Raw genomic sequence first — 24,248 nt, 5'->3', positions numbered from 1 at the left:
CGCGCGGTGCGGATACAGTCGGCCCATGACGAAGTGGGAATACGCGACGGTGCCTCTTCTCGTGCACGCGACGAAGCAGATTCTGGACACCTGGGGCGAGGACGGCTGGGAGCTCGTCCAGGTCATTCCGGGTCCGAACAACCCCGAGCAGCTGGTGGCCTATCTGAAGCGAGAGAAGTCCGCATGAGCGGCGCGGTCGAGGCGGCGCTCGCCGAACTGGGGCTGACGGTTCCGCAGGTCGTACCGCCGCTGGCGACGTATCAGCCGGCCGTGCGGTCCGGCGTGTACGTGTACACGGCGGGGCAGCTCCCGATGGTGGAGGGCAAGCTTCCGGTGACCGGCAAGGTCGGCGCCGAGGTCACGCCCGAGGAGGCCAAGGATCTCGCCCGGATCTGCGCGCTGAACGCGCTGGCCGCCGTGAAGTCCGTCATCGGCGACCTGGACCGCGTGGCGCGCGTCGTGAAGGTCGTGGGGTTCGTCGCCTCCGCGTCGGACTTCACGGGCCAGCCCGCCGTCCTCAACGGGGCGAGCGAGCTGTTCGGCCAGGTCTTCGGCGACAAGGGCGTGCACGCGCGCAGCGCGGTCGGTGTGGCCGTCCTGCCGCTGGACGCCCCGGTCGAGATCGAGATCCAGGTGGAGCTGGTCGCGGACTGACCCGGACGATCCCGGGCCGCTCGTGGGCTGTTCCCCGGGCCGCCGGTGGTTCGCCAGCGGTCCGCCCGTGGGAGTCTTCGAGCCGTCCCGGGGTCCCCGGACCCCGGGAAGTGACCCTCGAACATCGCCCGGGAAGCCCGTAGCATCCCGGCATGTCCAATGGTCAGTGGTTCCCGCCGGAGTGGTCCGGCCGCATCCGGGCGCTCGCCCGGGGCGAGCTCAGCGTGGCCCCCGCACGGCGGGCCGCGACCGTGATGCTGCTGCGCGATTCCACCAGCGCGCCCGACGCGCCCGCCGGATCTCGCGGACCCTCCGTACATATGCTGCGCCGACGCACCTCCATGGCCTTCGCCGGAGGTGCGTACGCGTATCCGGGCGGTGGCGTCGACCCGCGCGACGACGACCGGCCCGTCCGCTGGGCGGGACCGGGGCGTGAGGTGTGGGCGCGGCGGCTCGGTGTCGACGCCGCGTCCGCGCAGGCCATCGTCTGCGCGGCGGTGCGCGAGACGTACGAGGAGTCCGGGGTCCTGCTGGCGGGGGAGACGGCCGGGACCGTCGTCGGCGACACCACGGGGGACGACTGGGAGGCGGACCGCGCCGCCCTTGTCGACCGTGAGCTGTCCTTCGCGGAGTTCCTGGACCGGCGCGGGCTGACGCTGCGCGGCGATCTGCTGGCGGCGTGGACCCGGTGGATCACCCCCGAGTTCGAGCCGAAGCGGTACGACACCTGGTTCTTCGTGGCCGCGCTGCCGACCGGGCAGCGTACGCGCAACTCTTCCACGGAGGCTGATCGAACGGTGTGGATCCGGCCGACCGACGCGGCACTCGGATACGACGAGGGCGAGCTGTTGATGATGCCGCCCACCGTCGCGACACTGCGTCAGCTCCAGCCGTACGGCTCCGCGGCCGAGGCGTTCGAAGCCGCCGCCGGGCGGGACCTCGCGCCCGTCCTGGCGAAGCCGAGGGTGGAGGGCGACGAGGTGGTGCTCAGCTGGCCGGGCCAGGAGGAGTTCACCAAGCGCGTGCCACTGCGCGTGCCGCTGGGGGGTGGCGAGCGATGACGGACGCCGCGGCCCTGCCGGGACAGCCGCGCGGAGGGGTCCTCTCGGGCGCCGCGACGGCCCGCGCGGTCAACGTGCTGGCGCCGAACGCGTCCGCGATGACCCTGGACGGCACGAACACCTGGATCGTCTCCGAGCCGGACTCCGCCCTCGCGGTCGTGATCGACCCCGGCCCGCTCGACGACGCGCATCTGCGGGCGGTCGTCGCCACCGCCGAGCGGGCGGGCAAACGCGTCGCGCTGACCCTCCTCACCCACGGCCACCCGGACCACGCGGAGGGCGCGGCGCGCTTCGCCGAGCTGACGCGTACGCCCGTAAGGGCCCTGGACCCGGCTCTGCGGCTCGGCGACGAGGGGCTGGCGGCCGGGGACGTCGTCACCGAGGGCGGTCTTGAGCTGCGCGTCGTGGCCACCCCCGGGCACACCTCGGACTCGCTGTGCTTCCATCTGCCGGCCGACCGCGCGGTGCTGACGGGCGACACGATCCTCGGCCGCGGTACGACGATGGTGGCCCACCCTGACGGCAGGCTCGGCGACTACGTCGACTCGCTGCGGCGGCTGCGCTCGCTGACCGTCGACGACGGCGTCCATACGGTGCTGCCGGGCCACGGGCCCGTACTGGAAGACGCCCAGGGGGCGGTCGAGTACTACCTCGCGCACCGCGCGAGCCGCCTCGCGCAGGTCGAGACGGCGGTGGAGAACGGCTACCGCTCGCCGGCGGAGATCGTGGCGCATGTGTACGGAGGCAGCGGCGTGGACCGGTCCCTGTGGCCGGCGGCGGAGCTGTCGGTGCGCGCGCAGCTGGAGTATCTGCGGGAGCACGGGCTGATCTCCGGGCCGTAGCGGCTGTCCGGTTCGTGACCGAACCCCGGACGGGCCGCGTGTGTGCGGCCCGTCCGGGGTTCGACGACAACAGGCTGGCCCGGTCGTCGTTCCGGGCCTACGGTCCGCGTACGGGTCCGTCCACGGGTCAGCGTGAGCGCTTCGCGAGACGCTCGACGTCCAGGAGGATCACCGCGCGGGCCTCCAGGCGCAGCCAGCCGCGCTGGGCGAAGTCGGCGAGCGCCTTGTTGACCGTCTCGCGGGACGCGCCGACCAGCTGGGCCAGCTCTTCCTGCGTCAGGTCGTGCACGACGTGAATGCCCTCCTCCGACTGCACGCCGAAGCGGCGCGACAGGTCGAGGAGCGCGCGGGCGACACGGCCCGGTACGTCGGAGAAGACCAGGTCGGACATCTGGTCGTTGGTCTTGCGCAGGCGCCGGGCGACGGCGCGCAGCAGGGCGGTGGCCACCTCGGGGCGGGCGTTCAGCCAGGGCTGGAGGTCGCCGTGGCCGAGGCCGAGGAGCTTGACCTCGGTGAGCGCGCTCGCGGTGGCGGTGCGCGGGCCCGGGTCGAAGAGCGACAGCTCGCCGATCAGTTCGCCGGGGCCGAGGACGGCCAGCATGTTCTCCCGGCCGTCGGGGGAGGTGCGGTGCAGTTTGACCTTGCCCTCGGTGACCACATAGAGGCGGTCGCCGGGGTCGCCTTCGTGGAACAGCGCGTCGCCGCGGGCGAGCGTCGTCTCACTCATCGAGGCGCGGAGCTCCGCGGCCTGCTCGTCGTCGAGCGCCGCGAAGAGCGGGGCGCGTCGTAGAACATCGTCCACGAATTCTCTCCTTGTCGACCTGCTCAGGGGACCTTCGGTCCCATGATGCCGGACGTGCTGCGTGTTCACGGGTGGCTCGGGCCGACGGCGGCTCTGTCGCCGTACCGGGCGCCCATTGTCGAAAACGTGCGATCAGTCACAAGTTTGACGTACCGCGGCCCCGGACCGTGCCCCGGGGCCCGATTCGGGTGGTGATCGGCCGGGGTCGGGGCGGATGTCAGTGCCGGGCTCTAGGCTGGCCGGGTGTCCAACTCGCCGGTGAGAGCGCAGGCCAAGGGAGCTGGAAGAGTGTCACCGAAGCTGAATTCCGCTGTGGGCGAACAGCCTTCCGCGAAGTCGAACAAAGCCGCAAAAGGCGCAAGCACGAAGCCGACGAGCGCCAAGTCCGCGAGTCCCGCGTCCGCGAGCGCCAAATCCGCCGGTCCCGCACCAGCGTCCGCACCCGCGTCCGCGAGCAAGCCCGCCGGCGCCAAGCGGCCGAAGCGCGCCAAGCCGGAGTCCCGGCTGGCCATGGTCCGGCGCGCCCGCCGGATGAACCGCGAGCTGGCCGACGTCTATCCGTACGCCCACCCGGAGCTGGACTTCCGCGACCCCTTCGAGCTGCTCGTCGCCACGGTCCTGTCCGCCCAGACGACGGACCTGCGCGTCAACCAGACGACCCCCGCGCTCTTCGCGGCCTATCCGACGCCGGAGGACATGGCCGCCGCCGTGCCCGAGGAACTGGAGCAGGTCATCCGCCCCACGGGATTCTTCCGCGCCAAGGCGAGGTCCCTGATCGGTCTGTCGACGGCGCTCCGCGACCGTTACGACGGCGAGGTGCCCGGCACGCTGAAGGATCTCGTGACGCTGCCCGGCGTCGGCCGCAAGACGGCCAACGTCGTGTTGGGCAACGCGTTCGGTGTCCCCGGTCTGACCGTCGACACCCACTTCGGCCGGCTCGTGCGCCGCTGGAAGTGGACCGACCAGGAGGACCCGGAGAAGGTCGAGGCGGAGATCGCCGCGATCTTCCCCAAGAGTGGGTGGACGATGCTTTCGCACCGGATCATCTTCCACGGACGCCGCGTCTGCCACTCCCGTAAACCGGCCTGCGGTGCCTGCCCCATCGCGCATCTCTGCCCCTCCTACGGAGAGGGCGAGACCGACCCGGAGAAGGCCAGGAAGCTGCTCAAGTACGAGATGGGCGGCTATCCGGGGCAGCGACTCTCCCCACCGCCGGACTACCCGGGCAGGCCCGCACCACCCCTCGGCACACCCGCCGGGGGCGAATGATCGCCCGCGCGGTGAGCGGACGGCGGGCCGGAGCCGTATCACCGGACAGACCGGCGGGGCACACGAGCGGAAGAGCGCGAGAGCGCGAAAGGAAGGGCTGCGACGCATGCGGCTGGAACGATCCGGGCGACAGCGGGCGTTATACGTCGGGGGTTGCCGATGACACGGGCCGACACACATGACGCGCGCACCACACGCACCGCACACACCGGACGCGCGCCGCGACCGACGCGCGCCGAAGCGACCCACGACAAGGCCGTACACAGCCACGACAGAGCCGTGACCGACGTCCCCGTCACCACCGACGGCCTCCCCGAATGGCTGGGTCCGGTGGCCGGTGCCCTACGGACCGTGGCGCCGGAACAGCTGAGCCGCTTCCTGCCGCCCAAGAGCGGCGTCGGGCGGCAGTCCGCCGTGCTCGTCCTCTTCGGCGAGGGCGAGCGCGGCCCCGAGCTGCTGCTGATGGAGCGGGCCAGCACCCTGCGCTCGCACGCCGGACAGGCTTCCTTCCCCGGCGGCGCCCTCGACCCCGAGGACGGCGATCCGACGACGACCGGACCGCTGCGCGCCGCGCTGCGGGAGGCCGAGGAGGAGACCGGGCTCGACCCCACCGGCGTTCAGCTCTTCGGTGTGCTGCCCAAGCTCTACATCCCGGTGAGCGAGTTCGTGGTGACCCCGGTGCTCGGCTGGTGGCACACCCCCACCCCGGTCGACGCGGTCGATCTCGCGGAGACCGCCCGAGTCTTCACCGTGCCCGTGGCGGATCTCACGGACCCGGCGAACCGCGTGACGGCCACCCACCCGAGCGGAGTCAACAGCCCCGCCTTCACGGTCGCTTCGGCGTTCGTGTGGGGTTTCACCGCCGGGGTGATCGACCGCATTCTGCACTTCTCGGGCTGGGAGCGCCCGTGGGACCCCTCGAAGGAGGTCCCGCTCGACCGGCGCTCATGACAGGCTTGCCCGATCGCCGTGCCGACCGGGTGGTACGCCCTCGGACAGCGATTGGGCCGCAGGTCCGGACCCCCACCCGACGGGGCGACGGGAGACGAATCAGCGAGGCGAGCGAGGCTATTGACAGTGAATGTGCTGGACATCCTGCTGCTTCTCGCCGCCGTGTGGTTCGCGATCGTGGGCTACCGCCAGGGCTTCGTCGTGGGCATCCTGTCGGTGATCGGCTTCCTCGGCGGCGGTCTCGTCGCGATCTATCTGCTCCCGGTGCTCTGGGACCAGATCACCAAGGACGCGGAGGTCACGACGACGGCCACCGTTGTCGCCGTCGTCGTGGTGATCGTGTGCGCCTCCGTGGGACAGGCCTTCACCACCCACCTCGGCAACAAGCTCCGCCGCTACATCTCCTGGTCGCCGGCGCGCGCCGTGGACGCGACGGGCGGCGCACTCGTCAATGTCGTCGCCATGCTGCTGGTCGCCTGGCTGATCGGCTCCCTCCTCGCCAGGACGCCGCTGCCGACGCTCGGCAAGGAGGTCCGTAACTCGAAGGTGCTGCTGGGCGTCTCGCGAGTGATGCCGGGTCAGGCGGCGACCTGGTTCACGGGCTTCTCCTCAGCCCTCGCGCAGAACGGCTTCCCTCAGGTCTTCAGACCGTTCGCGGACGAGCCGATCACCGCGGTCGCCCCGCCGGACCCGGCGCTCGTCGGCAGCGCCGTCGCGGCCCGCGCGCAGCGCTCCATCGTCAAGGTGGTCGGTACGGCGCAGAGTTGCAGCAAGGTCCTCGAAGGCACCGGCTTCGTCTTCGCCGAGCGCCGGGTCATGACCAACGCCCACGTAGTGGGCGGCGTCGACGAGCCCACCATCCAGATAGGCGGCGAGGGCAGGCTGTACGACGCGACGGTCGTCGTCTTCGACAAGGAGCGGGACATCGCCGTCCTGGACGTGCCCGACCTGCGTGCCCCGGTGCTCCAGTTCACCGACCAGGACGCCCGCAGCGGCGACAGCGCGATCGTCGCGGGCTTCCCGGAGAACGGCGCGTACGACGTGCGTTCGGCCCGCGTCCGGGGCCGTATCACCACCGACGGCCCGAACATCTACGGGCAGGGAGAGGTCCGCCGCGACGTCTACTCGCTCTTCGCGACCGTCCGCCAGGGCAACTCCGGCGGCCCGCTGCTCACCACCGACGGCAAGGTGTACGGCGTGATCTTCGCCCGGTCGCTCGACGACCCGGACACCGGCTACGCCCTGACGGCCGACGAGATCCGCGAGGACATCACGCTGGGCCGCTCGGCCAACCAGCAGGTCGACAGCCAGGGATGCGCGCTGTAGGAGCGGACGCTCAGGGATCTCCGGACCCTCCGGACCCTCCGGACCCTCCGGACCCTCCGGACCCTCCGGACCCTCAGCAACGGATACGAGGACGGGCCGGGCCAGGAGATCCTGGTCCGGCCCGGCTCTGTCCCCGTTGCGGCTGTACTCCTTCTCGCTTCCCCTGATCCTGCTCCTGATCTTGATTCCGTCGTGCCTAGCCGCGTGGATGCCGCAGCCGTGCCGAGACCCAACGGGCCCTTCGGCGGAGAATCAGTGGAATACCGAGGCGGAGATCATGACCCTGGTCTTCCGGGCCGCCCCTCTCGTGGGTGATCGGCACTGAGGCCGAGCGGCGGTTGCGTGCTGCGTCACCGTAGTCGTGCGTCCAGCCCATACCCCGACGTTTGCCCGGGGCCCATGGTCGGTAATCGCCCCGGCGTCGGCCAATTGGCCTATGCGTGAGGCAATTGGCTGTTCGTCGTACAAGTGTTCCTGGGGGTGCGCCGTCAGCCGCTTCAGCCGCGTCGACCGCGACGATCCGCCGCCCGACGCGGCGCTGATCAGCGGTCGGGCTCGGGATCCTTCAGCCAGTTGATGAGTTCCGTGGAGAACGCCACAGGGTCCTCCTCGTGCGGAAAATGGCCAAGCCCGTCGAACAGCCGCCAGCGGTACGGCGCTTCGACGTACTCGGCGGACCCCGCCGTACTGCGCGTACGCATCGCCGGATCGAGCGACCCGTGCAGCTGGAGCGTCGGCACCCGCACCGGACGCTTCATCCGCCGGTTGAACTGGATCCCGTCCGGCCGTGCCATCGACCGCACCATCCAGCGGTACGGCTCGATCGAGCAGTGCGCCGTCGAGGGGATGGTCATCGCCCGCCGGTAGATGTCGACCGTCTTGTCGTCGGGCGGCTGTGGCCCCGACCAGCCGCGGATCAGGTCGCCCACCAACGCCGCGTCGTCCGCGACGAGCTGACGCTCCGGCAGCCACGGCCGCTGGAAGCCCCAGATGTACGAGCCGGCCCTGCTCTGCGAGAAGTCCGACAGCATCGCGGAGCGCCAGCGGCGCGGGTGCGGCATCGACGAAACGGCGAGCCTGCGCACCAGCTTCGGCCGCATCACGGCGGCGGTCCAGGCGAGGTACCCGCCGAGGTCGTGCCCGACGAGCGCGGCGTCCGGCTCGCCGAGCGAACGCACCACACCGGTGATGTCGAGTGCCAGGTTGGCGGGGTCGTAACCGCGGGGCGTACGGTCGCTGCCGCCCACGCCCCGCAGGTCCATCGCGACGGCCCGGTACCCGGCCTCGGCGAGCGCGGGCAGTTGGTGCCGCCAGGTCCACCAGAACTGCGGGAAGCCGTGCAGCAGGAGCACCAGCGGCCCGTCGCCCATCTCGGCGATATGGAAGCGGGCACCGTTGGCCGCCACGTCCCGGTGCGTCCAGGGACCGTCGAGGCGCACATCGGCCGCGACCGTCGCGACCGTCGCGCCGGGAGCGCCAGGAGTGCTGCCGGAGGTGGTGCCAGGGCCGTTTTCGGGGGCGGTCATGCAGACGAGCGTGCCACAGTCTTGCCCGCCTCACGGACGGGGCGCGGATGCGGTTTGACCGTCTGGAGGACGGCGGCCGTCTGCTTGGCGGACGCGATGGTCTTCTCCGGCGGCTTGACCTTCTTGAACTTCAGCATGGCGATCAGCGCCAGCAGTCCCGCGAGGAGCAGAAACGCTCCGCCGACGATCAGGAACGACCACGCGAGCCCGAGGCCCCAGTTGTGGATGCCGTACGCGGCGGCGAAGCTCAGCACCGGCAGCGAGAAGAGCGCGAACACTCCGGCGATACCGATCGCGGCGCTGCCCATCACGCCCCGCTTGACGTCCTGTCGCAGTTCGGCCTTGGCCAGCGCGATCTCGTCGTGCACCAGCGCGGACATCTCCGCGGTCGCCGAGGAGACCAGCTGCCCGAGACTGCGGTCGGCGCCGGCGGCCGGAACGGCCTCGACAGCGGCGGTGATGTCGACGGCATGGCTGCCGGGGTCGCTCATCGTTGACTCCCTCGTTTCGGCTGCGCTCGCGCAGATCTGGCGTTCTTCCGGCTCTGCGCCTTCAGATCATGTCGGATGTCAGATCATGCCGGACCGGGGCCGTCATCGCGCGCCGCTGCGGCGTGTTCCGCCAACCGGCGGTGTTCCGCCGCCTTCCTCTCGTAGATCGCGGCCATTCTCAGGTGGTACGCCGGATCGTCCTGCTCGTAGATATCGGGAATGCCGCTCATGTCCTCGTCGCGCTCTTCGGAGTCGTACAGCGCGCGATACGTACGGACCCGCAGCCGCAGCAGTACGGCGGCGAGTACGGCGGCGATCACCGAGCCCGCCAGGACGGCCGCCTTCACCTCGTCCGTCAGCCCCGGATCGCCGGCGAAGGCCAGCTCGCCGATGAGCAGCGAGACGGTGAAGCCGATCCCGGCGAGCGTCGACACGGCCAGGATGTCCGGCCAGGCCAGGTCCTTGTTCAGTTCGGCCTTGGTGAAGCGCGCGGCCAGCCAGGTGCCGCCGAAGATGCCCAGTGCCTTGCCGATCACAAGCCCGAGGACCACCCCCAGCGTCTCCGGCTGTGTGAAGACGCCGGCCAGCGCGCCGCCGCTGACCGGGACGCCCGCCGAGAAGAGCGCGAACAGCGGCACGGCGAGACCGGCGGACAGCGGGCGGACGAGGTGTTCGATGTGCTCGCCGGGGGACTGCTTCTCGTCCTCGTGCCGGACACAGCGGAGCATCAGGCCCATCGCGACGCCGGCGACGGTGGCGTGGACGCCGCTGTTGTACATCAGGCCCCAGATGACGAGCGCCAGCGGTACGTACACGTACCAGCCGCGCACACCGATTCTGAGGAGGAACCAGAAGACGGCGAGAGCGGCGAAGGCCCCGGCAAGGGCCAGGAAGTCGATGTCGCTGGTGAAGAAGACCGCGATGATCAGGATCGCGAAGAGGTCGTCCACGACGGCGAGGGTGAGCAGGAAGGCGCGCAGCGCGGACGGCAGCGAGGTGCCGAGGACCGCGAGTACGGCGAGGGCGAAGGCGATGTCGGTGGCCGTGGGGACGGCCCAGCCGTCGGTGGATCCGCCGCCCACCACGTTGACCGCCACGTACACGAGTGCCGGTACGGCCATGCCGCAGATGGCCGCGATCACGGGGAGAGCGGCGGCCTTCGGGTCGCGCAGCTCGCCCGCCACCAGCTCGCGCTTCAGCTCGATGCCGGCGACGAAGAAGAAGATCGCGAGGAGTCCGTCGGCGGCCCAGTGTCTGATGGAGAGGTCCAGGCCGAGCGAGGCCGGGCCCAGATGGAAGTCGCCGACGGCCGTGTAGCTGGCGCTGATCGGCGTATTGGCCCAGATCAGCGCGGCGACCGCGGCCACGAGCAGCAGGACACCGCCGACCGTCTCGGTACGCAGCGCGCTCGCGAGATACGTCCGCTCGGGGAGCGGGAGGCGTCCGAGGAAGGTGCGCGGGGTGGACACAGGGGGTCTCCGGTCGTTCGGGCGGGCATGACTAATGACCTGCCGACCAGACTTCCCGGCACACCTGTGGTTCCTTATTACATTGTTGACGCGCCGCCCACTTTACAAAGAGGAGCCCCCGGCGCGATGCGGCGGGGGCTCCTGCCTCGTATCGACGGACGTGCAGATGTGCGGATGTGCGTACGTCCGCACATCTCCGTACGGACGTACCGTCCTACGTGCTCAGTCCTCGCTGGTCGCGCTCGGGAGCTGGGTCTGGATCAGATCCATCACCGAGGAGTCGGTGAGCGTCGTGACGTCACCGAGCTGACGGTTCTCCGCGACATCGCGCAGCAGCCGTCGCATGATCTTGCCCGACCGGGTCTTCGGCAGCTCGGCCACCGGCAGGATCCGCTTCGGCTTGGCGATCGGCCCCAGCGCCGTACTGACGTGGTTGCGCAGCTCGGCCACCAGACCGTCGTCCACCGACGCCGTACCGCGCAGGATGACGAAGGCGACGATCGCCTGGCCGGTCGTCTCGTCCGCGGCGCCGACGACGGCCGCCTCGGCGATCTTCGGGTGCGAGACGAGCGCCGACTCGACCTCCGTGGTGGAGATGTTGTGGCCGGAGACCAGCATCACGTCGTCGACCCGGCCCAGCAGCCAGATGTCGCCGTCGTCGTCCTTCTTGGCGCCGTCGCCCGCGAAGTACTTGCCCTCGAAACGCGACCAGTAGGTGTCGATGAACCGCTGGTCGTCGCCCCAGATGGTGCGGAGCATCGCCGGCCACGGCTCGGTGAGGACGAGATATCCGCCGCCGCCGTTCGGCACCTCGTTGGCGTCGTCGTCCACGACGGTTGCCGAGATGCCGGGGAGCGCGCGCTGCGCTGAGCCCGGCTTGGCGGCGGTGACACCGGGCAGCGGGGAGATCATCATGCCGCCGGTCTCGGTCTGCCACCAGGTGTCCACGACTGGGGTCTTGCCGGCGCCGATGTTCTGCCGGTACCAGATCCAGGCCTCGGGGTTGATCGGCTCACCGACCGAGCCCAGCACGCGCAGCGACGTCAGATCGAACTTGGCGGGGATGTCGTCTCCCCACTTCATGAACGTGCGGATCGCGGTCGGCGCCGTGTAGAGGATCGTCACGCCGTACTTCTGGACGATCTCCCAGAAGCGCCCCTGGTGCGGGGTGTCGGGCGTGCCCTCGTACATGACCTGCGTCGCGCCGTTGGCCAGCGGCCCGTACACGATGTACGAGTGGCCGGTCACCCAGCCGACGTCGGCCGTGCACCAGTAGACGTCGGTCTCCGGCTTGAGGTCGAAGACCGCGTGGTGCGTGTACGCCACCTGGGTGAGATAGCCGCCCGAGGTGTGCAGGATGCCCTTGGGCTTACCCGTCGTGCCGGACGTGTACAGGATGAAGAGCGGGTGCTCGGCGTCGAACGGCTCCGGCGTGTGCTCGGCGGACTGGCGGTCGACGATGTCGTGCCACCACACGTCCCTGCTCTCGCTGAAGGCGGTCTCCTGACCGGTGCGGCGTACCACCAGGACATGCTCGACCTGCGGGCACCGGGCGACGGCGTCGTCGATCGCGGGCTTGAGCGCGCTCGGCTTGCCGCGCCGGTAGCCGCCGTCCGCGGTGATGACGAGCTTGGCGTCGGCGTCCTGGATACGGGAGGCCACCGCGTCGGCCGAGAAGCCGCCGAAGACCACGGAGTGCGCGGCGCCGATGCGGGCGCAGGCCAGCATCGCCACGGCCGTCTCGGGAATCATCGGCATGTAGATGGCGACGCGGTCGCCCTTGGTCACCCCGAGTTCGGTGAGCGCGTTCGCGGCCCGCGAGACCTCGTCCTTCAGGTCGGCGTAGGTGAGGGAACGACTGTCGCCGGGCTCGCCCTCGAAGTGGATGGCGACACGGTCGCCGTTGCCCGCCTCGACATGGCGGTCCACGCAGTTGTACGCGACGTTGAGCTCGCCGTTCGCGAACCACTTCGCGAAGGGCGGGTTCGACCAGTCGAGGGTCTCGGTCGGTTCGGTGGCCCAGGTGAGCCGCCGGGCCTGCTCGGCCCAGAAGCCAAGCCTGTCCGCCGCGGCCTGCTCGTACGCCTCCGCCTTCACGTTGGCGTGCGCGGCCAGTTCGGCCGGTGGCGCGAACCTCCGCTCTTCCTTGAGCAGGTTGGCCAGGCTTTCGTTGCTCACGACATCTCCCTTTCCCAGGGCGTCCTCTATGTGTCCCCGGGCCTAGCTCATCAGGCAGATGCCCGGGTGACAAGGGTCTTCAGGAAATTGGTTTAGACCTATGTGGTGGGGCTTACGGGTGGGCTGACGGGTGAACTGACACATAAGCGGCCCCGTTCCCCGGCTGTGGTGGGGAACGGGGCCACACATTCTCACGGATGCGGCGGGGCGCCGGTTCAGGCGCGCGACTCCTCGAAGGCCGTCGGGGCCACCCGGTTGAACACCTCGTCGGAGGTGTCGGACGGTCCGTCGGGCGACCCGTCGGAGGCCAGGAGATACGCCTGAGCCTCGCCGACATGGAAGTACATGCCGTGCAGTTCGAGCCGGCCCTCGGCCAGCCGACGGGCCACCGCCGCGTGGGCGCGCAGATGCTCCAACTGCTGGACGACATTGGTGAGACAGAGCTGCTCGACCGCGTCGGCCGGCAGCCGTCCGGAGATCCTGGCCCACGCGTGGTCGTGGCTCCTCATCCGCTCCAGGCTGGGCCGGCCGTGCCGGAGCCAGCGGGTGAGGGGGGAGGACCGCAGGGCGGTCGGTGAGCCGGTGACGGCGGTCGCGGCGGTCGGGCCGGTTGTTGCGGGTGCGCCCGTCGTTGCGGACGCGGCGAGTGCGGCGAGTGCGGCGGATGTGGTCGAGCCGGTCGCGGCGGGTTCGGCGGCTTCGGCGGCTTCGCTGGCTTCTGCGGGCGCGTTGAGGAGGGCATGCATCGCGCCGCATCCGGAGTGTCCGCAGATGGTGATGGACTCGACCTGGAGGACATCGACCGCGTACTCGATCGCCGCCGCCACCGATTCGTCCTGCCCTTCCGCGCCCTCCTCCCCCGGGAGAGGGACCAGATTGCCGACATTGCGGACGGTGAACAGATCACCGGGGCCGCTCGCCGTGATCATGCTGGTCACCAGACGCGAGTCGGCACAGGCGAGGAAGAGCTGCGAGGGCTGTTGGCCCTCGCGCGCCAGCCGCGCCAGCTCGGCCCGTACGAGCGGAGCCGTATTGCGCTGGAACGAGCCGAGCCCACTGGCCAGTTGCCCGCCCTGGACCCGGCTCGACACCCACCGCTGACCCGTCTTCCCCTCCCGCGTCCGGGGCTGCTCCACCGGGTCGCCGCAGTGATGGTTGCGCCACGGTGTCCACGGCCGGCAGCAGGTGCTCGACTGCGCGACCGGCTCGGCGGGCTCGGCGATGCGGTCCCCCGATCCGCCCGTGAACTCGACGGTGCCGCCCTGGGCCAGATGCGCGACCTGCCAGTCGTGCAGCGCCTCGTACGCCGCGTGGTCGATGAACGAGCCGTCCAACTCGACCACGCAGTCGCTTCCCTGCGGCACCTGGTGCAGCAGACGGCTCAGCCGCGGGACCGCCAGGAACGTCAACTGGCCTCGTGCCCGCAGTCGTTGAACGCCGTCCCGCTCGTCCAGCGTGATCCGGGTCCGGGTGAGCCGGTGCAGCGCGACGGCGACCGCCAGGGCGACCCCGAGCGCCACCCCCTCCAGGACGCCGGTGAACACCACACCGGCCAGCGTCCCGACATAGACGGGCAGTTCGCGATTGCGCCGCACGCTGCGCACATGCGTGACCTTGACCATCTGGATACCGATGACCATGACCAGTGCGGCGAGCGAGGCCAGCGGGATCAGGTCGAGCACGGACACCAGGAAGAGGGCGGCGACGGCGACCCACAGCCCGTGCAGCATCGTCGAGTGCCGACTGACCCCGCCTGCCGCCACATTGGCCGCGCTGCGGACGCCGCCTCCCGCGATCGGTAGTCCGCCGAGGGCGCCGGATACGACGTTCGCCGCGCCCTGCCCGGTCAGCTCCCTGTCGAGCCGGGCGCGCGGAATCTGGACGTCCGGGTCCTTGCGCGCGGCCACCAGCTTGTCGACGGCGACCGCCGACAGCAGTGACTCGACGCTGCCGACCAAGGTGACGGTGAGGACGGCGGCGATCAGACCGAGCACCGGCCCGTGCGGCAGCTCGGGCAGCGTATGGCTGCTCCAGGAGGGCAGATCGACCCGGTCGAGGCTCAGCCCCGCGACGGCCGCCACCGCGGTCGCCGCCGCCACCGCCGCGAGCGCGGCGGGCACCTTCCGTACGATCCGGCCCGTACGCCCGGGGATGCGCGGCCAGGCGAGCAGGACGCCCACGGTCAGCGCGCTCACGGTGACCGCGGCCGGGTGCAGGTCGGCCAACTGGGCGGGCAGCGCGCGAACGTTGGCGACGGCGGAGCTCTGCGGGCTGCCGCCGAGGACGATGTGCAGCTGGGCGAGCGCGAGCGCGACGCCGATGCCGCCCAGCATGCCGTGCACGATCGCCGGGCTAACGGCGAGCGCGGAGCGGGCCACGCGCAGGGCGGAGAGCCCGAGTTGGGTCAGGCCCGCGAGCACCGTGATGGCGCAGGTGGTGCGCCAGCCGTACTGCTGGATCAGGGCGGCCGTGACGACGGTCAGACCGGTCGCCGGACCGCTCACCTGGAGTGGCGTCCCGCCCAAGCGGCCGACCACCAGGCCACCCACGGCCGCCGCGACGAGACCGGCCTGGAGCGGGGCGCCCGTGGCGAGAGCGATACCGAGCGAGAGCGGCAGCGCGATCAGGAAGACGGAGATGGAGGCGGAGAAGTCCGCTGCGGCGATCCGCACCCCCCGCCGCCGGCCGGGCGGGGAGTCACCGGGCGGAGTGCCGCCGTGCGGGGTATGGCCGGGCGGCGGACCGTGCGGGCGCATGAAGCCGGGGAGTCGCGACATGCGTGATGTGCGTGATGTGTGGGTGGTGCGGGCGGTGCGAAGGGCACGGGGGTGGTGGATCCGGTCTTCGCGGGTGTGGCTGCTGGCAGACATGGCTTCCCGTCCTCTCCGGGGCGGCGCGGTCGCGGGGCAAGGGGTACGCGGCCGTGGGTCACGGCGTGCAGTGGCGGGATCATCAACGCTCAGTAAATGGATCGTAATGGAGAGTAAAGATTCAGGCATGACTTTCAGGGCAAATGGGGCAAAGTTTCACCCGTGCCAGTGATTAGTCATTTTGTCCGGCTTGTCATACCGGATCCCCTCGGGTCCCAGTGCGACGTTGTCGGCGCTCGGCGCCGTGCCCGGCGTTTCGACGCTTCAACGCACAGAACCTGAGGGAAGAGGTGGGCGGATGCTGGCCGCCACGAAGAGGATCGCCTGCGGCGCGGCTGTCACGGCACTGGCCGTGGGACTCGCCGGATGTTCCGGGTCCGGTTCACCGGAACCGAAGGCCAGGACCAAGGCCGAGGGGGGTGCCCACGGAGCCAAGAAGGGACCGCCCAAGAACGCGGTACGGCTCATCGGTGACGGCTCGACGGCGTACACCGGCGCCCAGCCCGGAACCCTCAAGCCGGAGCGCCTGAAGCCCGGTCAGAAGCCGCCGCAGTTCGTGGTGTTCTCCTGGGACGGCGCCGGCGAGGACAGCCAGAAGCTCTTCTCCCACTTCCGCGAGGTGGGCAAGAAGTACGACGCGAAGATGACGTACTTCCTCAGCGGCGTCTATCTGCTGCCTGAGGGCAAGTCCAAGCAGTACAGCCCGCCGCAGCACGCCGCCGGGCGCTCGGACATCGGCTTCAACGACGCCGAGGGGATCAAGAGCACACTGCGCGAGCTGCGCGCCGCCTGGCAGGACGGCAACGAGATCGGCACCCACTTCAACGGGCACTTCTGCGGCGCGGACGGCGGGGTCGGCAACTGGTCCGTCGAGGAGTGGAAGAGCGAGATCAGCCAGGCCAAGTCCTTCGTCAAGAACTGGAAGACCAACAGCGGCCTGACCGCCGAGGCCCCACTGCCCTTCGACTACGAGAAGGAACTCGTCGGCGCCCGCACCCCCTGCCTGGAAGGGCAGAAGAACATGATGCGGGCGGCGCGGACGATGGGCTTCCGCTACGACTCCAGTGGCGTCGGCAACCAGGTCTGGCCGAAGAAGACCGAGGGCATGTGGGACATCCCGCTCCAGCTCGTCCCGGTGCCCGGCCGGCAGTTCGAGACGCTCTCCATGGACTACAACTTCATGTTCAACCAGTCCAAGACGGTCAACGGCGACCCGTCCCAGCACGAGTACTGGGGCAATCAGATGCGTGACGGTCTGCTCCAGGCCTTCGGCCGCGCCTACGACGGCAACCGCGCGCCGCTGATCATCGGCAACCACTTCGAGTCGTGGAACGGCGGCACGTACATGCGCGCCGTCGAGGAGACGATCAAGACCGTCTGTGTGAAGGACGGCGTGCGGTGCGTGACGTTCAAGGAACTCGCGGACTGGCTGGACGCGCAGGACCCCGAGACGCTCGAAAGACTGCGGGGGCTGGGCGTGGGCGAGAAGCCCAAGACCGGCTGGCAGTCGTATCTGACGGCTGCCAAGGCGCCCGCTTCACCGGCCGCCCCGGTGGCTCCGGGCTCGGCGCCGGCGCCGGCCGACGGCCCCGATTCGGATTCCGGCTCGGGCTCGGGCTCTGAGGAGGGTACGGCCGAGAACTGAGCCAAGTGCTCGGCAGGTCCGAGCGGTTCGAGCGGTTCGAGCGGTGGTACGGGCGGCACGTCGACGTGCCGCCCGTACCACCGCGCCGCTCAGCTCGGCTGCGGAACCGCCGCGTCCTCGCGGAGTACGAACGACGGGTCGACCTGTGCGGCCAGGTCCGCGCCTGTCTTCGCATTGCCCCAGCTCTCCGCGTTCTTGAGGTGGAAGTGCACCATCTGCCGCGTGTAGCGCTCCCAGTCGCGGTTCGCGTACGAATCCTCCGCCGCGTCCTCCAGGACCTGGAGCGCCACCCGGTTCTCCGCCTCCAGCAGTTCGAACCGGGCCGGGCGGCCCTTCTCCATGGACCGCACCCAGTTGGAGTGGCCGACGGTCACGAGCAGGTCGTCGCCCACCTCGTCCTGGAGGAAGTCCACGTCGTCCTGGGCCTGCACCTTGTTGCCGACGACGTTCAGCGCGATGCCGAAGTCCCGCGCGTACTCCTTGTACTGCCGATAGACGGACACGCCCTTCCGCGTCGGCTCCACCACCAGGAATGTCATGTCGAACCGGGTGAACAACCCGGACGCGAACGAGTCCGAGCCCGCCGTCATGTCGACGACGACGTATTCGTCCGGGCCGTCGACGAGATGGTTCAGGCACAGTTCCACCGCGCCGACCTTGGAGTGGTAGCAGGCCACCCCCAGATCGGACTCGGTGAAGGGGCCCGTGGCCATCAGCTGGATGTCGCCGTCGTCCAGCCGGACGGTGCGGGCGCAGGCGTCGTACACCGGGTTGGACTCGCGGATCCGGAGCAGCTGGGAGCCCTCGCCCGGAGGCGTCGTCTTGATCATCGAATCGGCGGACGTGATCCGCTGGTTGGTGCCGCGCAGATACTCCTTGATGAGCGGCAGATGCGCGCCCATCGCCGGCAGCGCGGTGGTCTGCTCCTCGTCGAGACCGAGCGCGGCCCCGAGATGCTGGTTGATGTCGGCGTCCACCGCGATGACGGGGGCCTCGTTGGCGGTCAGATGGCGGATGAAGAGCGAGGCCAGCGTTGTCTTGCCGCTGCCGCCCTTACCCACGAAAGCGATCTTCATGTTCACCTAGCGTAGTGCTCGAATTGCTGTGCGCTGTCACTTCGACCGGAGAAGACCACTCCAACGTGGGGCGTGCGCTGCGGGCGCGTAGCCTTGCTACCTATGAGTACGACAGCCCCGAACGCTTCTCCCGCTCCACGAGGGCACGACCCTCTCGTCACTCTGGGCTCCCTGCCGGGGGTCCCCGACGCGGTGGACTCGGTGCGCGCGGCGGTCGACCGGGTCTACGGGCACCGTGTGATGAGACGGCGCGGCAACGAGGTCACCTCGGAGGCCGCGCTGCGTGCCGCCCGTGGGTCGGCGGCGCTCTCCGGCGCGGACTGGGCGCTGGAAGAGGTGCGCAGGCGCAGCGACTTCGGCGCTGGGGCCGGGGCCGACGCGCTGACGGTGGGAGCGGCGCTGCGATTGACGGCCGAGGCGGGCCAACTCCTCTCCATCTGGCGGCAGTCGCCGGTGCGTGTGCTGGCCCGGCTGCATCTGGTGGCGGCCGGTGGTGCTGGTGCGGGGGCCGCGGCTGCGGAGTTCGCGGGTGAGACGGTCGGGCGGCCGAGGCTGGCCGGTGAACCGGTCGTCGAGACACCGGGGCCGGACAGTCCCGAGCCGCTGATCGAGGCCCCGCTGCCGGGCGCCGACGAGGTGGCCGGACGGCTGGAGGGGCTCTCCGAACTGGTGGTCACGGGGAGTTCGGCCCCCGCGCTCGTCATGGCCGCCGTGGTGCACGGCGAACTGCTGGCGCTGCGGCCCTTCGGCTCGTACAACGGCCTGGTGGCGCGGGCCGCCGAACGGATCGTGCTGATCGGCAGCGGGCTCGACCCCAAGTCGATCTGCCCGTCCGAGGTCGGGCACGCGGAGCTGGGGCGGGCCGCGTACGTGGCGGCGTTCGACGGCTATCTGTCGGGGACGCCGGAGGGGATGGCGGCCTGGATCGCGCACTGCGGGCGCGCGGTCGAGCTGGGTGTCAGGGAGTCGACGGCCGTGTGCGAGGCGCTGCAGCGCGGCGCGGCCTGAGCCCCGTCCGGGCGCACCTGGCCGGCCGCCGGGCGGGCTTCGGTGTGGGCTCGTCGCCGAGCGCAAATGCGGCGGTACCGCAGAGGTACCGCCGCTGGCACGTCCACCGGGTTACCAAGCGTCCTCGTAGTTTGCCCATCAGGTCGGGTACTTCGCCCGTCCCTGGTGCGGCTGGCCCGTAATCGACGGGTCGACGTCGCGTGGGTACTCGGTTTTCATGCTCGGTCCGAGGGGCCTTGTGCGTCAACAGGTCATCCTCGCGGATGTCCTTGGTCTCGCGGGCCGTTGATTCCTTTCTACTCCTGTCCGGGGAGAAGCGAAAGCCCTCGCTCCGCAACTTTACTTTTGGGTTCAAATAGGGGCGAACCGCCCGGCTGTCGTCGGCCCGCTCACGCGGAGGCCGCCTGGCGCCGCCGGCTCGCGTACCAGACCAGTCCCGCCGTGGCCGCCGCCGCACCCACCGCCGCCGCCGCGACGAGCGCCGGCCGTGGCGGCATCGAGAGGGCGGGCAGCCGCTGCTTGAGCCGGACCGGCCGATCGAAGACGAGAATCGGCCAATCACGGGCCACCGCCTCACGCCGCAGTGCCCTGTCGGGATTGACCGCGTACGGGTGGCCGACCGACTGGAGCATCGGCAGGTCGGTGACGGAGTCGCTGTACGCGTAACAGCGGTCCAGGTCGTATCCCTCGGACGCGGCGAGCGCCTTGACCGCTGCGGCCTTGGTCGGCCCGTACGCGTAGTACTCGATCTCACCCGTGAAGCAGCCGTCGGCGCCGACGACCATGCGGGTCGCCACGACCCGGTCGGCGCCCAGGAGTTCACCGATCGGCTCGACGACCTCCGCGCCGGATGTGGAGACGATCACCACATCGCGTCCGGCCGTGTGGTGGTCCTCGATGAGGGAGGCGGCCTCGTCGTAGATGATCGGGTCGATGAGGTCGTGCAGCGTCTCGGCGACGATCTCCTTGACCTGCTGGACGTTCCAGCCCTTGCAGAGCGCGGAGAGGTACTCGCGCATGCGCTCCATCTGGTCGTGATCGGCGCCGCCGGCGAGAAAGACGAACTGCGTGTATGCGGTGCGCAGTACGGCTCGGCGGTTGATCAGTCCGCCTTGATAGAAGGACTTGCTGAAGGTCAACGTCGACGACTTCGCAATGACCGTCTTGTCCAGGTCAAAGAAGGCCGCTGTGCGAGGCAAGGAGTGGTTTTCCACGAAGCCGAGCATAGGCGCCCACCATTCGGCGTAAGGTACGGCGCGTGGGTTTGCCTGAGAAGGCTCTCGGGTACACCATGGAAGTCACGGATCGTTCGCGACCGTGCTCACCTGGTCCGGCTCCTCCCCCCCCCCCGAGTCGGTCTGGGGGACGACCCCCGCTCTCCCCCCCGGCGGGGGTCGTCGCATGTCCGGACGCGTTTCTGGCGCCCGGCTTCGTGGCTTCTCCATATCCCCTTCTCTCATGGCGCTTCGCGTGCGTGGGTGTGATCCGCACTCTACTCGTCACTGTGTGTAGTTGCCAGGGCGCTCTCGGAAGTCACCGGTTCGAGCTACGGAGATATTCACAACCGGTGAGTTGTCCACAGCTTTTGAGCAAGATCCACACGTTTCTTCCGCGCGGTGCACGGTGATTTCCCACCGCGAAAGTTCGCGGTAGCCGGAATCACAGATGCCGGATCACTTCGAGATCGCTGAGAGCCCGCTCCGCGGACGCCCTTCGGGTGTCTCCGGATGGTGTGGGCGCGCGCCTTCGGCGCGACTGCGGACGTCGATCCGGGATCGCGGTAATAGGGGGTGGAGAGAATGGCTGGATTCAGGACGTCCGACCGCTCGCCGGTCGCCGAAGGGCGCCGGGCCGGGCCGCTGATCGTGACCGAGGACGTCGACCTGCTCGACGATCTGCTGCGGCTGTGCGCCGCCGCGGGCGCGGAGCCGGAGGTGCACCACACGGTGCCCGAGCGCCGGGGCGGCTGGGAGTCCGCGCCGCTGGTGCTGGTGGGCGACGACGCGGCCGTACGGTGCCGGTCCGCCACCCGGCGCCGGGACGTGCTGCTCGTGGGCCGGGACCAGGACGACCCGGACGTATGGCGGCGGGCCGTCGAGATCGGCGCCGACTGTGTGCTGCGCCTGCCCGATGCCGAGAGCTGGCTCGTGGACCGGATCGCCGATGTCGCCGAAGGGGTGGGGCGGCAGGCGCTCACCGTCGGGGTGATCGGCGGCCGGGGCGGGGCCGGGGCTTCGACGCTGGCCTGTGCCCTGGCGGTCACGGCGGCCCGCCAGGGCCTGCGGACCATGCTCATCGACGGCGACCCGCTCGGTGGCGGGCTCGACGTGCTGCTCGGTGGCGAGCGGGCGGAGGGCCGCCGGTGGCCGGATTTCGCCGCCTCCAAGGGGCGGGTGGCGGGCGGTGCGCTGGAGGAGTCACTGCCCCGGCTGCACGATCTGCGGGTACTCAGCTGGGACCGGGGCGATTGCGTGCTGGTCCCGCCGGAAGCCATGCGGTCCGTCCTCGCGGCGGCCCGCAGGCGGGGTGGCGTCGTGGTCGTGGACCTTCCGCGCCGGGTCGACGAGGCCGTGGCGGAGGCGCTGGCGCAGTTGGACGTCGGACTGCTGGTGGTGCCGGGGGAGTTGCGGGCCGTCGCCGCCGCCGGCCGGGTCGCGTCCTTGGTGGGCATGGTCCTGCCGGACCTGCGGGCGGTGGTCCGTGGGCCGTACGCGAACGGGCTGGACGACAGCTGGGTGGCCGACGCGCTGCGGCTGCCGCTCGTGGGTGAACTTCCCATGGAGCCAGGCATGTTGGCGGCCCAGGAGAGCGGGTTGCCGCCGGGGGCGAGTGCGCGGGGTCCGCTGGCGCGCTTCTGCGCCGCGTTCTGGGAGCGGGCGCTGGCGGGTGCCGGGGACGGGAGCGTGACCGCGTGAGCGCCGTGGCGCGGGCCAGGGGCGCGCAGGTCGGTGGAGCGCTCCTGGACGCCGTACGACAGCGTCTGGCGGAGAGCGGGGCCGAGCCGACCCCTGCGCGCGTGGCGGCGGCCCTGAGGGCCCAGGGGAGGCTCCTGGGGGACACGGAAGTGCTCGGCGCCGCCGAGGAGTTGAGGTGCGAGCTGGTCGGGACGGGGCCGCTGGAGCCCCTGCTGGCCGATCCCGCGGTGACCGACGTGCTGGTCTCGGCGCCCGACCGGGTCTGGGTGGACCGGGGCGGCGGGCTGGAGCTGACGGACGTGTCGTTCGCGGACGCCGCGGCCGTACGGAGGCTGGCGCAGCGGCTCGCCGCCGTGGCGGGCAGACGGCTGGACGACGCCCGCCCGTGGGTGGACGCCCGGCTTCCCGACGGGACACGGATGCACGCGGTGCTTCCCCCGGTGGCCGTCGGATCGACCTGTCTGTCACTGCGGGTCGTGCGCCCGAGGGCCTTCTCGCCCGCGGAACTGACCGCCGCCGGGACGGTGCCGCCGGGCGGCGAGCGGCTGCTGCGGGCGCTGATCGAGGCCCGGGTGTCGTTCCTGATCAGCGGCGGTACCGGCACGGGAAAGACAACCCTCCTTTCGAGCCTGCTCGGCCTGGTGGGGGAGCGCGAGCGGATCGTCCTGGCCGAGGACTCGGCCGAGTTGAGGCCCGACCACCCGCACGTGGTGCGCCTGGAGGCGCGACCCGCCAACCAGGAGGGCGCGGGCGAGGTGACCCTGGCGGACCTGGTGCGGCAGGCACTGCGGATGCGGCCCGACCGGCTGGTGGTCGGGGAGGTGCGCGGCGCCGAGGTGACCACCCTGCTCGCCGCCTTGAACACGGGTCACGAGGGTGGTTGCGGAACGGTCCACGCGAACGCCGCCGCCGACGTGCCCGCGCGGCTGGAAGCCCTCGGGACGGCCGCCGGGCTCGACCGGGTGGCCCTGCACAGCCAGTTGGCGGCGGCGCTGTCGGTGGTGATCCATCTCGTACGGGACCGGTCCGGTCGGCGCCGTATCGACGAGGTGCATGTGCTGGAGCGGGACGCGGCGGGGCTGGTGGTGCCGGTGCCCGCGCTGCGCTGGGGCGTGGACGGGTTCGCGTACGAACGGGGCTGGCCGAGGCTGCGGTCGCTGATCGGGGGTGCGCTGTGACGGCGATGGAGAGGGTGTTCCCGATCCCGGTCCCCATCAGTGTCACCGCCTTCTGTGCCGCGGTGTGCGCGGGGCTGGCGGTCTGGCAGTCGGCGGACCGGGGGCGGGTGTCGCGGCGGGCGGAGTCGCTTTTCGGCGGTGACCGGGCCGGAAGGACCGGCTCCGCTGCGGGGCGGAAGGACGCGCCGCCCTGGAAGCGCGGGGCGCGGGCGGCCCGTGAGCGGCTGATGGGACTGACGGCGCTCTCGAAGGAGTGGTTGTGTCTGCCCGTCGCCGCGGTGATCGCCCTGTGGGGCGAGTCGGTACTGCCACTGGTCGCCGGTGCGGTGGCGGTGCCGTTCGTGCGGCGTCGGCTGCGGGCCGGGGAGCGGCGGCGGGCGGCGGAACGGCGGGCCGAGGCCGTGCGGGGTCTGTGCGACGTGCTCGTCGGGGAGTTGAGGGCCGGGGCACAACCGGCCGAGGCGCTCACGACGGCCGTCCGGGCCGTCGGCCGTGAGCCGAGCGGCCCGGAGTTCGCCCTGGTGGTCGCGGCTGCCCGCTTCGGCGGCGATGTCCCGGCCGCCCTGCGCGAGGCGGCCCGGCAGCCGGGTGCGGACGGTCTCGTCGGGGTCGCGGCCTGCTGGCGGGTCGCGGTGGACGGTGGCGCGGGACTGGCCGCCGGTCTCGACCGGCTGGGTGCCGCTCTGCGGGCGCGGCAGGAGCAACGGGAGTCCATGCGGGCACAGTTGGCCGGCGCGTGGTCCACGGTCGTGGTGCTGGCGCTGCTGCCCGTGGTGGGCCTGGCGATGGGCTGGGCCATGGGCGCCGACCCGATGAGCGTGCTGCTGCACACCCCGGCCGGTCTGGGCTGCCTGGTGGTGGGCGGGCTGCTGGAGGCGCTGGGCTTCTGGTGGGCCGGGCGCATCGTGCGGGGCGCGGGTGCCGACGGGAGTGCCTGCCGGGCCGTCAACGCGAGCGCGGGCGGGGGTGCGTCGTGAACGGCCGGTT

The 24,248-nt window shown here is 71.0% G+C and carries 21 protein-coding genes; 12 read left to right on the top strand and 9 right to left on the bottom strand.

Annotated elements, in window-relative coordinates; all coding sequences use genetic code 11:
- The first annotated feature begins 25 nt into the window (after positions 1–25).
- The 4 genes from OG700_RS16810 to OG700_RS16795 all read left to right on the top strand — a co-directional run bounded on the left by OG700_RS16810 (position 26) and on the right by OG700_RS16795 (position 2,557).
- A complete protein-coding gene (locus OG700_RS16810; protein WP_023539689.1) occupies positions 26–187 on the top strand; it encodes a DUF4177 domain-containing protein in 162 nt (53 codons plus the stop codon).
- Positions 184–654: a RidA family protein gene (locus tag OG700_RS16805; RefSeq protein ID WP_405614324.1), complete on the top strand. Its 471-nt coding sequence runs from the start codon at positions 184–186 to the stop codon at positions 652–654. Before OG700_RS16810 ends, OG700_RS16805 begins: the two co-directional genes overlap by 4 nt.
- A gap of 152 nt (positions 655–806) precedes the next feature.
- Complete coding sequence (locus tag OG700_RS16800) at positions 807–1,715, top strand: NUDIX hydrolase (protein WP_405614322.1); 909 nt, start codon at positions 807–809, stop codon at positions 1,713–1,715.
- Positions 1,712–2,557, top strand: a complete 846-nt coding sequence (locus tag OG700_RS16795) for an MBL fold metallo-hydrolase (protein WP_405614320.1) — start codon at positions 1,712–1,714, stop codon at positions 2,555–2,557. The genes OG700_RS16800 and OG700_RS16795 overlap by 4 nt, the downstream gene beginning before the upstream one ends.
- A gap of 127 nt (positions 2,558–2,684) precedes the next feature.
- On the opposite strand, the gene OG700_RS16790 is transcribed toward OG700_RS16795, so the two are convergent.
- Positions 2,685–3,359, bottom strand: coding sequence for a Crp/Fnr family transcriptional regulator (locus OG700_RS16790; RefSeq protein ID WP_023539685.1), 675 nt, complete (start codon positions 3,357–3,359; stop codon positions 2,685–2,687).
- 312 nt (positions 3,360–3,671) lie between these two features.
- Between OG700_RS16790 and nth the strand changes: the two genes are divergently transcribed.
- From nth to OG700_RS16775, 3 genes are all read left to right on the top strand, one after another.
- Positions 3,672–4,628: an endonuclease III gene (gene nth, locus OG700_RS16785; protein WP_405614317.1), complete on the top strand. Its 957-nt coding sequence runs from the start codon at positions 3,672–3,674 to the stop codon at positions 4,626–4,628.
- A 279-nt stretch (positions 4,629–4,907) separates the two neighbouring features.
- Positions 4,908–5,579: an NUDIX hydrolase gene (locus OG700_RS16780; RefSeq protein ID WP_405614315.1), complete on the top strand. Its 672-nt coding sequence runs from the start codon at positions 4,908–4,910 to the stop codon at positions 5,577–5,579.
- Positions 5,580–5,705: 126 nt separating this feature from the next.
- Positions 5,706–6,905 (top strand): MarP family serine protease, encoded by a 1,200-nt coding sequence (locus tag OG700_RS16775; RefSeq protein WP_405614313.1) that lies wholly within the window; start codon positions 5,706–5,708, stop codon positions 6,903–6,905.
- Positions 6,906–7,101: 196 nt separating this feature from the next.
- Here OG700_RS16775 and OG700_RS16770 read toward each other — a convergent pair whose 3' ends face one another.
- From OG700_RS16770 to OG700_RS16745, 6 genes are all read right to left on the bottom strand, one after another.
- Positions 7,102–7,281: a hypothetical protein gene (locus tag OG700_RS16770; protein ID WP_078075845.1), complete on the bottom strand. Its 180-nt coding sequence runs from the start codon at positions 7,279–7,281 to the stop codon at positions 7,102–7,104.
- A 166-nt stretch (positions 7,282–7,447) separates the two neighbouring features.
- Positions 7,448–8,431 (bottom strand): alpha/beta fold hydrolase, encoded by a 984-nt coding sequence (locus OG700_RS16765; protein ID WP_405614311.1) that lies wholly within the window; start codon positions 8,429–8,431, stop codon positions 7,448–7,450.
- Entirely contained in the window at positions 8,428–8,922 is a 495-nt protein-coding gene (locus OG700_RS16760; protein WP_405614309.1) for a phage holin family protein, read from the bottom strand. Before OG700_RS16760 ends, OG700_RS16765 begins: the two co-directional genes overlap by 4 nt.
- 83 nt (positions 8,923–9,005) lie before the next feature.
- Entirely contained in the window at positions 9,006–10,391 is a 1,386-nt protein-coding gene (gene nhaA, locus OG700_RS16755; protein WP_405614307.1) for a Na+/H+ antiporter NhaA, read from the bottom strand.
- A 222-nt stretch (positions 10,392–10,613) separates the two neighbouring features.
- Positions 10,614–12,569 carry an acetate--CoA ligase gene (acs, locus tag OG700_RS16750; protein WP_405614305.1) on the bottom strand — a complete coding sequence of 652 codons (1,956 nt, stop codon included), beginning with the start codon at positions 12,567–12,569 and terminating at the stop codon, positions 10,614–10,616.
- 215 nt (positions 12,570–12,784) lie between these two features.
- Positions 12,785–15,439, bottom strand: coding sequence for a SulP family inorganic anion transporter (locus OG700_RS16745; RefSeq protein ID WP_405614303.1), 2,655 nt, complete (start codon positions 15,437–15,439; stop codon positions 12,785–12,787).
- 298 nt (positions 15,440–15,737) lie between these two features.
- Here OG700_RS16745 and OG700_RS16740 point away from each other — a divergent pair, with 298 nt between their 5' ends.
- Positions 15,738–17,084 carry a hypothetical protein gene (locus tag OG700_RS16740; protein ID WP_405614301.1) on the top strand — a complete coding sequence of 449 codons (1,347 nt, stop codon included), beginning with the start codon at positions 15,738–15,740 and terminating at the stop codon, positions 17,082–17,084.
- 89 nt (positions 17,085–17,173) lie between these two features.
- On the opposite strand, the gene OG700_RS16735 is transcribed toward OG700_RS16740, so the two are convergent.
- Positions 17,174–18,160, bottom strand: a complete 987-nt coding sequence (locus OG700_RS16735; RefSeq protein WP_405614299.1) for an ATP-binding protein — start codon at positions 18,158–18,160, stop codon at positions 17,174–17,176.
- 102 nt (positions 18,161–18,262) lie between these two features.
- Here OG700_RS16735 and OG700_RS16730 point away from each other — a divergent pair, with 102 nt between their 5' ends.
- Entirely contained in the window at positions 18,263–19,168 is a 906-nt protein-coding gene (locus tag OG700_RS16730; protein ID WP_405614297.1) for an oxidoreductase, read from the top strand.
- A 389-nt stretch (positions 19,169–19,557) separates the two neighbouring features.
- Here the strand turns inward: OG700_RS16730 and OG700_RS16725 are convergent, their stop codons facing one another.
- Positions 19,558–20,394 carry an HAD family hydrolase gene (locus OG700_RS16725; protein WP_405614295.1) on the bottom strand — a complete coding sequence of 279 codons (837 nt, stop codon included), beginning with the start codon at positions 20,392–20,394 and terminating at the stop codon, positions 19,558–19,560.
- A gap of 573 nt (positions 20,395–20,967) precedes the next feature.
- On the opposite strand from OG700_RS16725, the gene ssd reads away from it, so the two are divergent.
- From ssd to OG700_RS16710, 3 genes are read left to right on the top strand one after another with little or no spacing between them, the layout of a single operon-like run.
- Positions 20,968–22,083: a septum site-determining protein Ssd gene (gene ssd / locus OG700_RS16720; RefSeq protein WP_405614293.1), complete on the top strand. Its 1,116-nt coding sequence runs from the start codon at positions 20,968–20,970 to the stop codon at positions 22,081–22,083.
- 5 nt (positions 22,084–22,088) lie between these two features.
- Entirely contained in the window at positions 22,089–23,261 is a 1,173-nt protein-coding gene (locus OG700_RS16715) for a TadA family conjugal transfer-associated ATPase (RefSeq protein ID WP_405621762.1), read from the top strand.
- A gap of 5 nt (positions 23,262–23,266) precedes the next feature.
- On the top strand, positions 23,267–24,238 hold the full coding sequence (locus OG700_RS16710; protein WP_405614291.1) for a type II secretion system F family protein: 972 nt from the start codon (positions 23,267–23,269) through the stop codon (positions 24,236–24,238).
- The last annotated feature ends 10 nt before the right edge of the window (positions 24,239–24,248 follow it).

Source organism: Streptomyces sp. NBC_01508 (assembly GCF_045040315.1).
Classification (GTDB): Bacteria; Actinomycetota; Actinomycetes; order Streptomycetales; family Streptomycetaceae; genus Streptomyces.
Note: the sequence above shows the minus strand (reverse complement) of the source record. Positions and strands in the feature narration are given on the sequence as shown.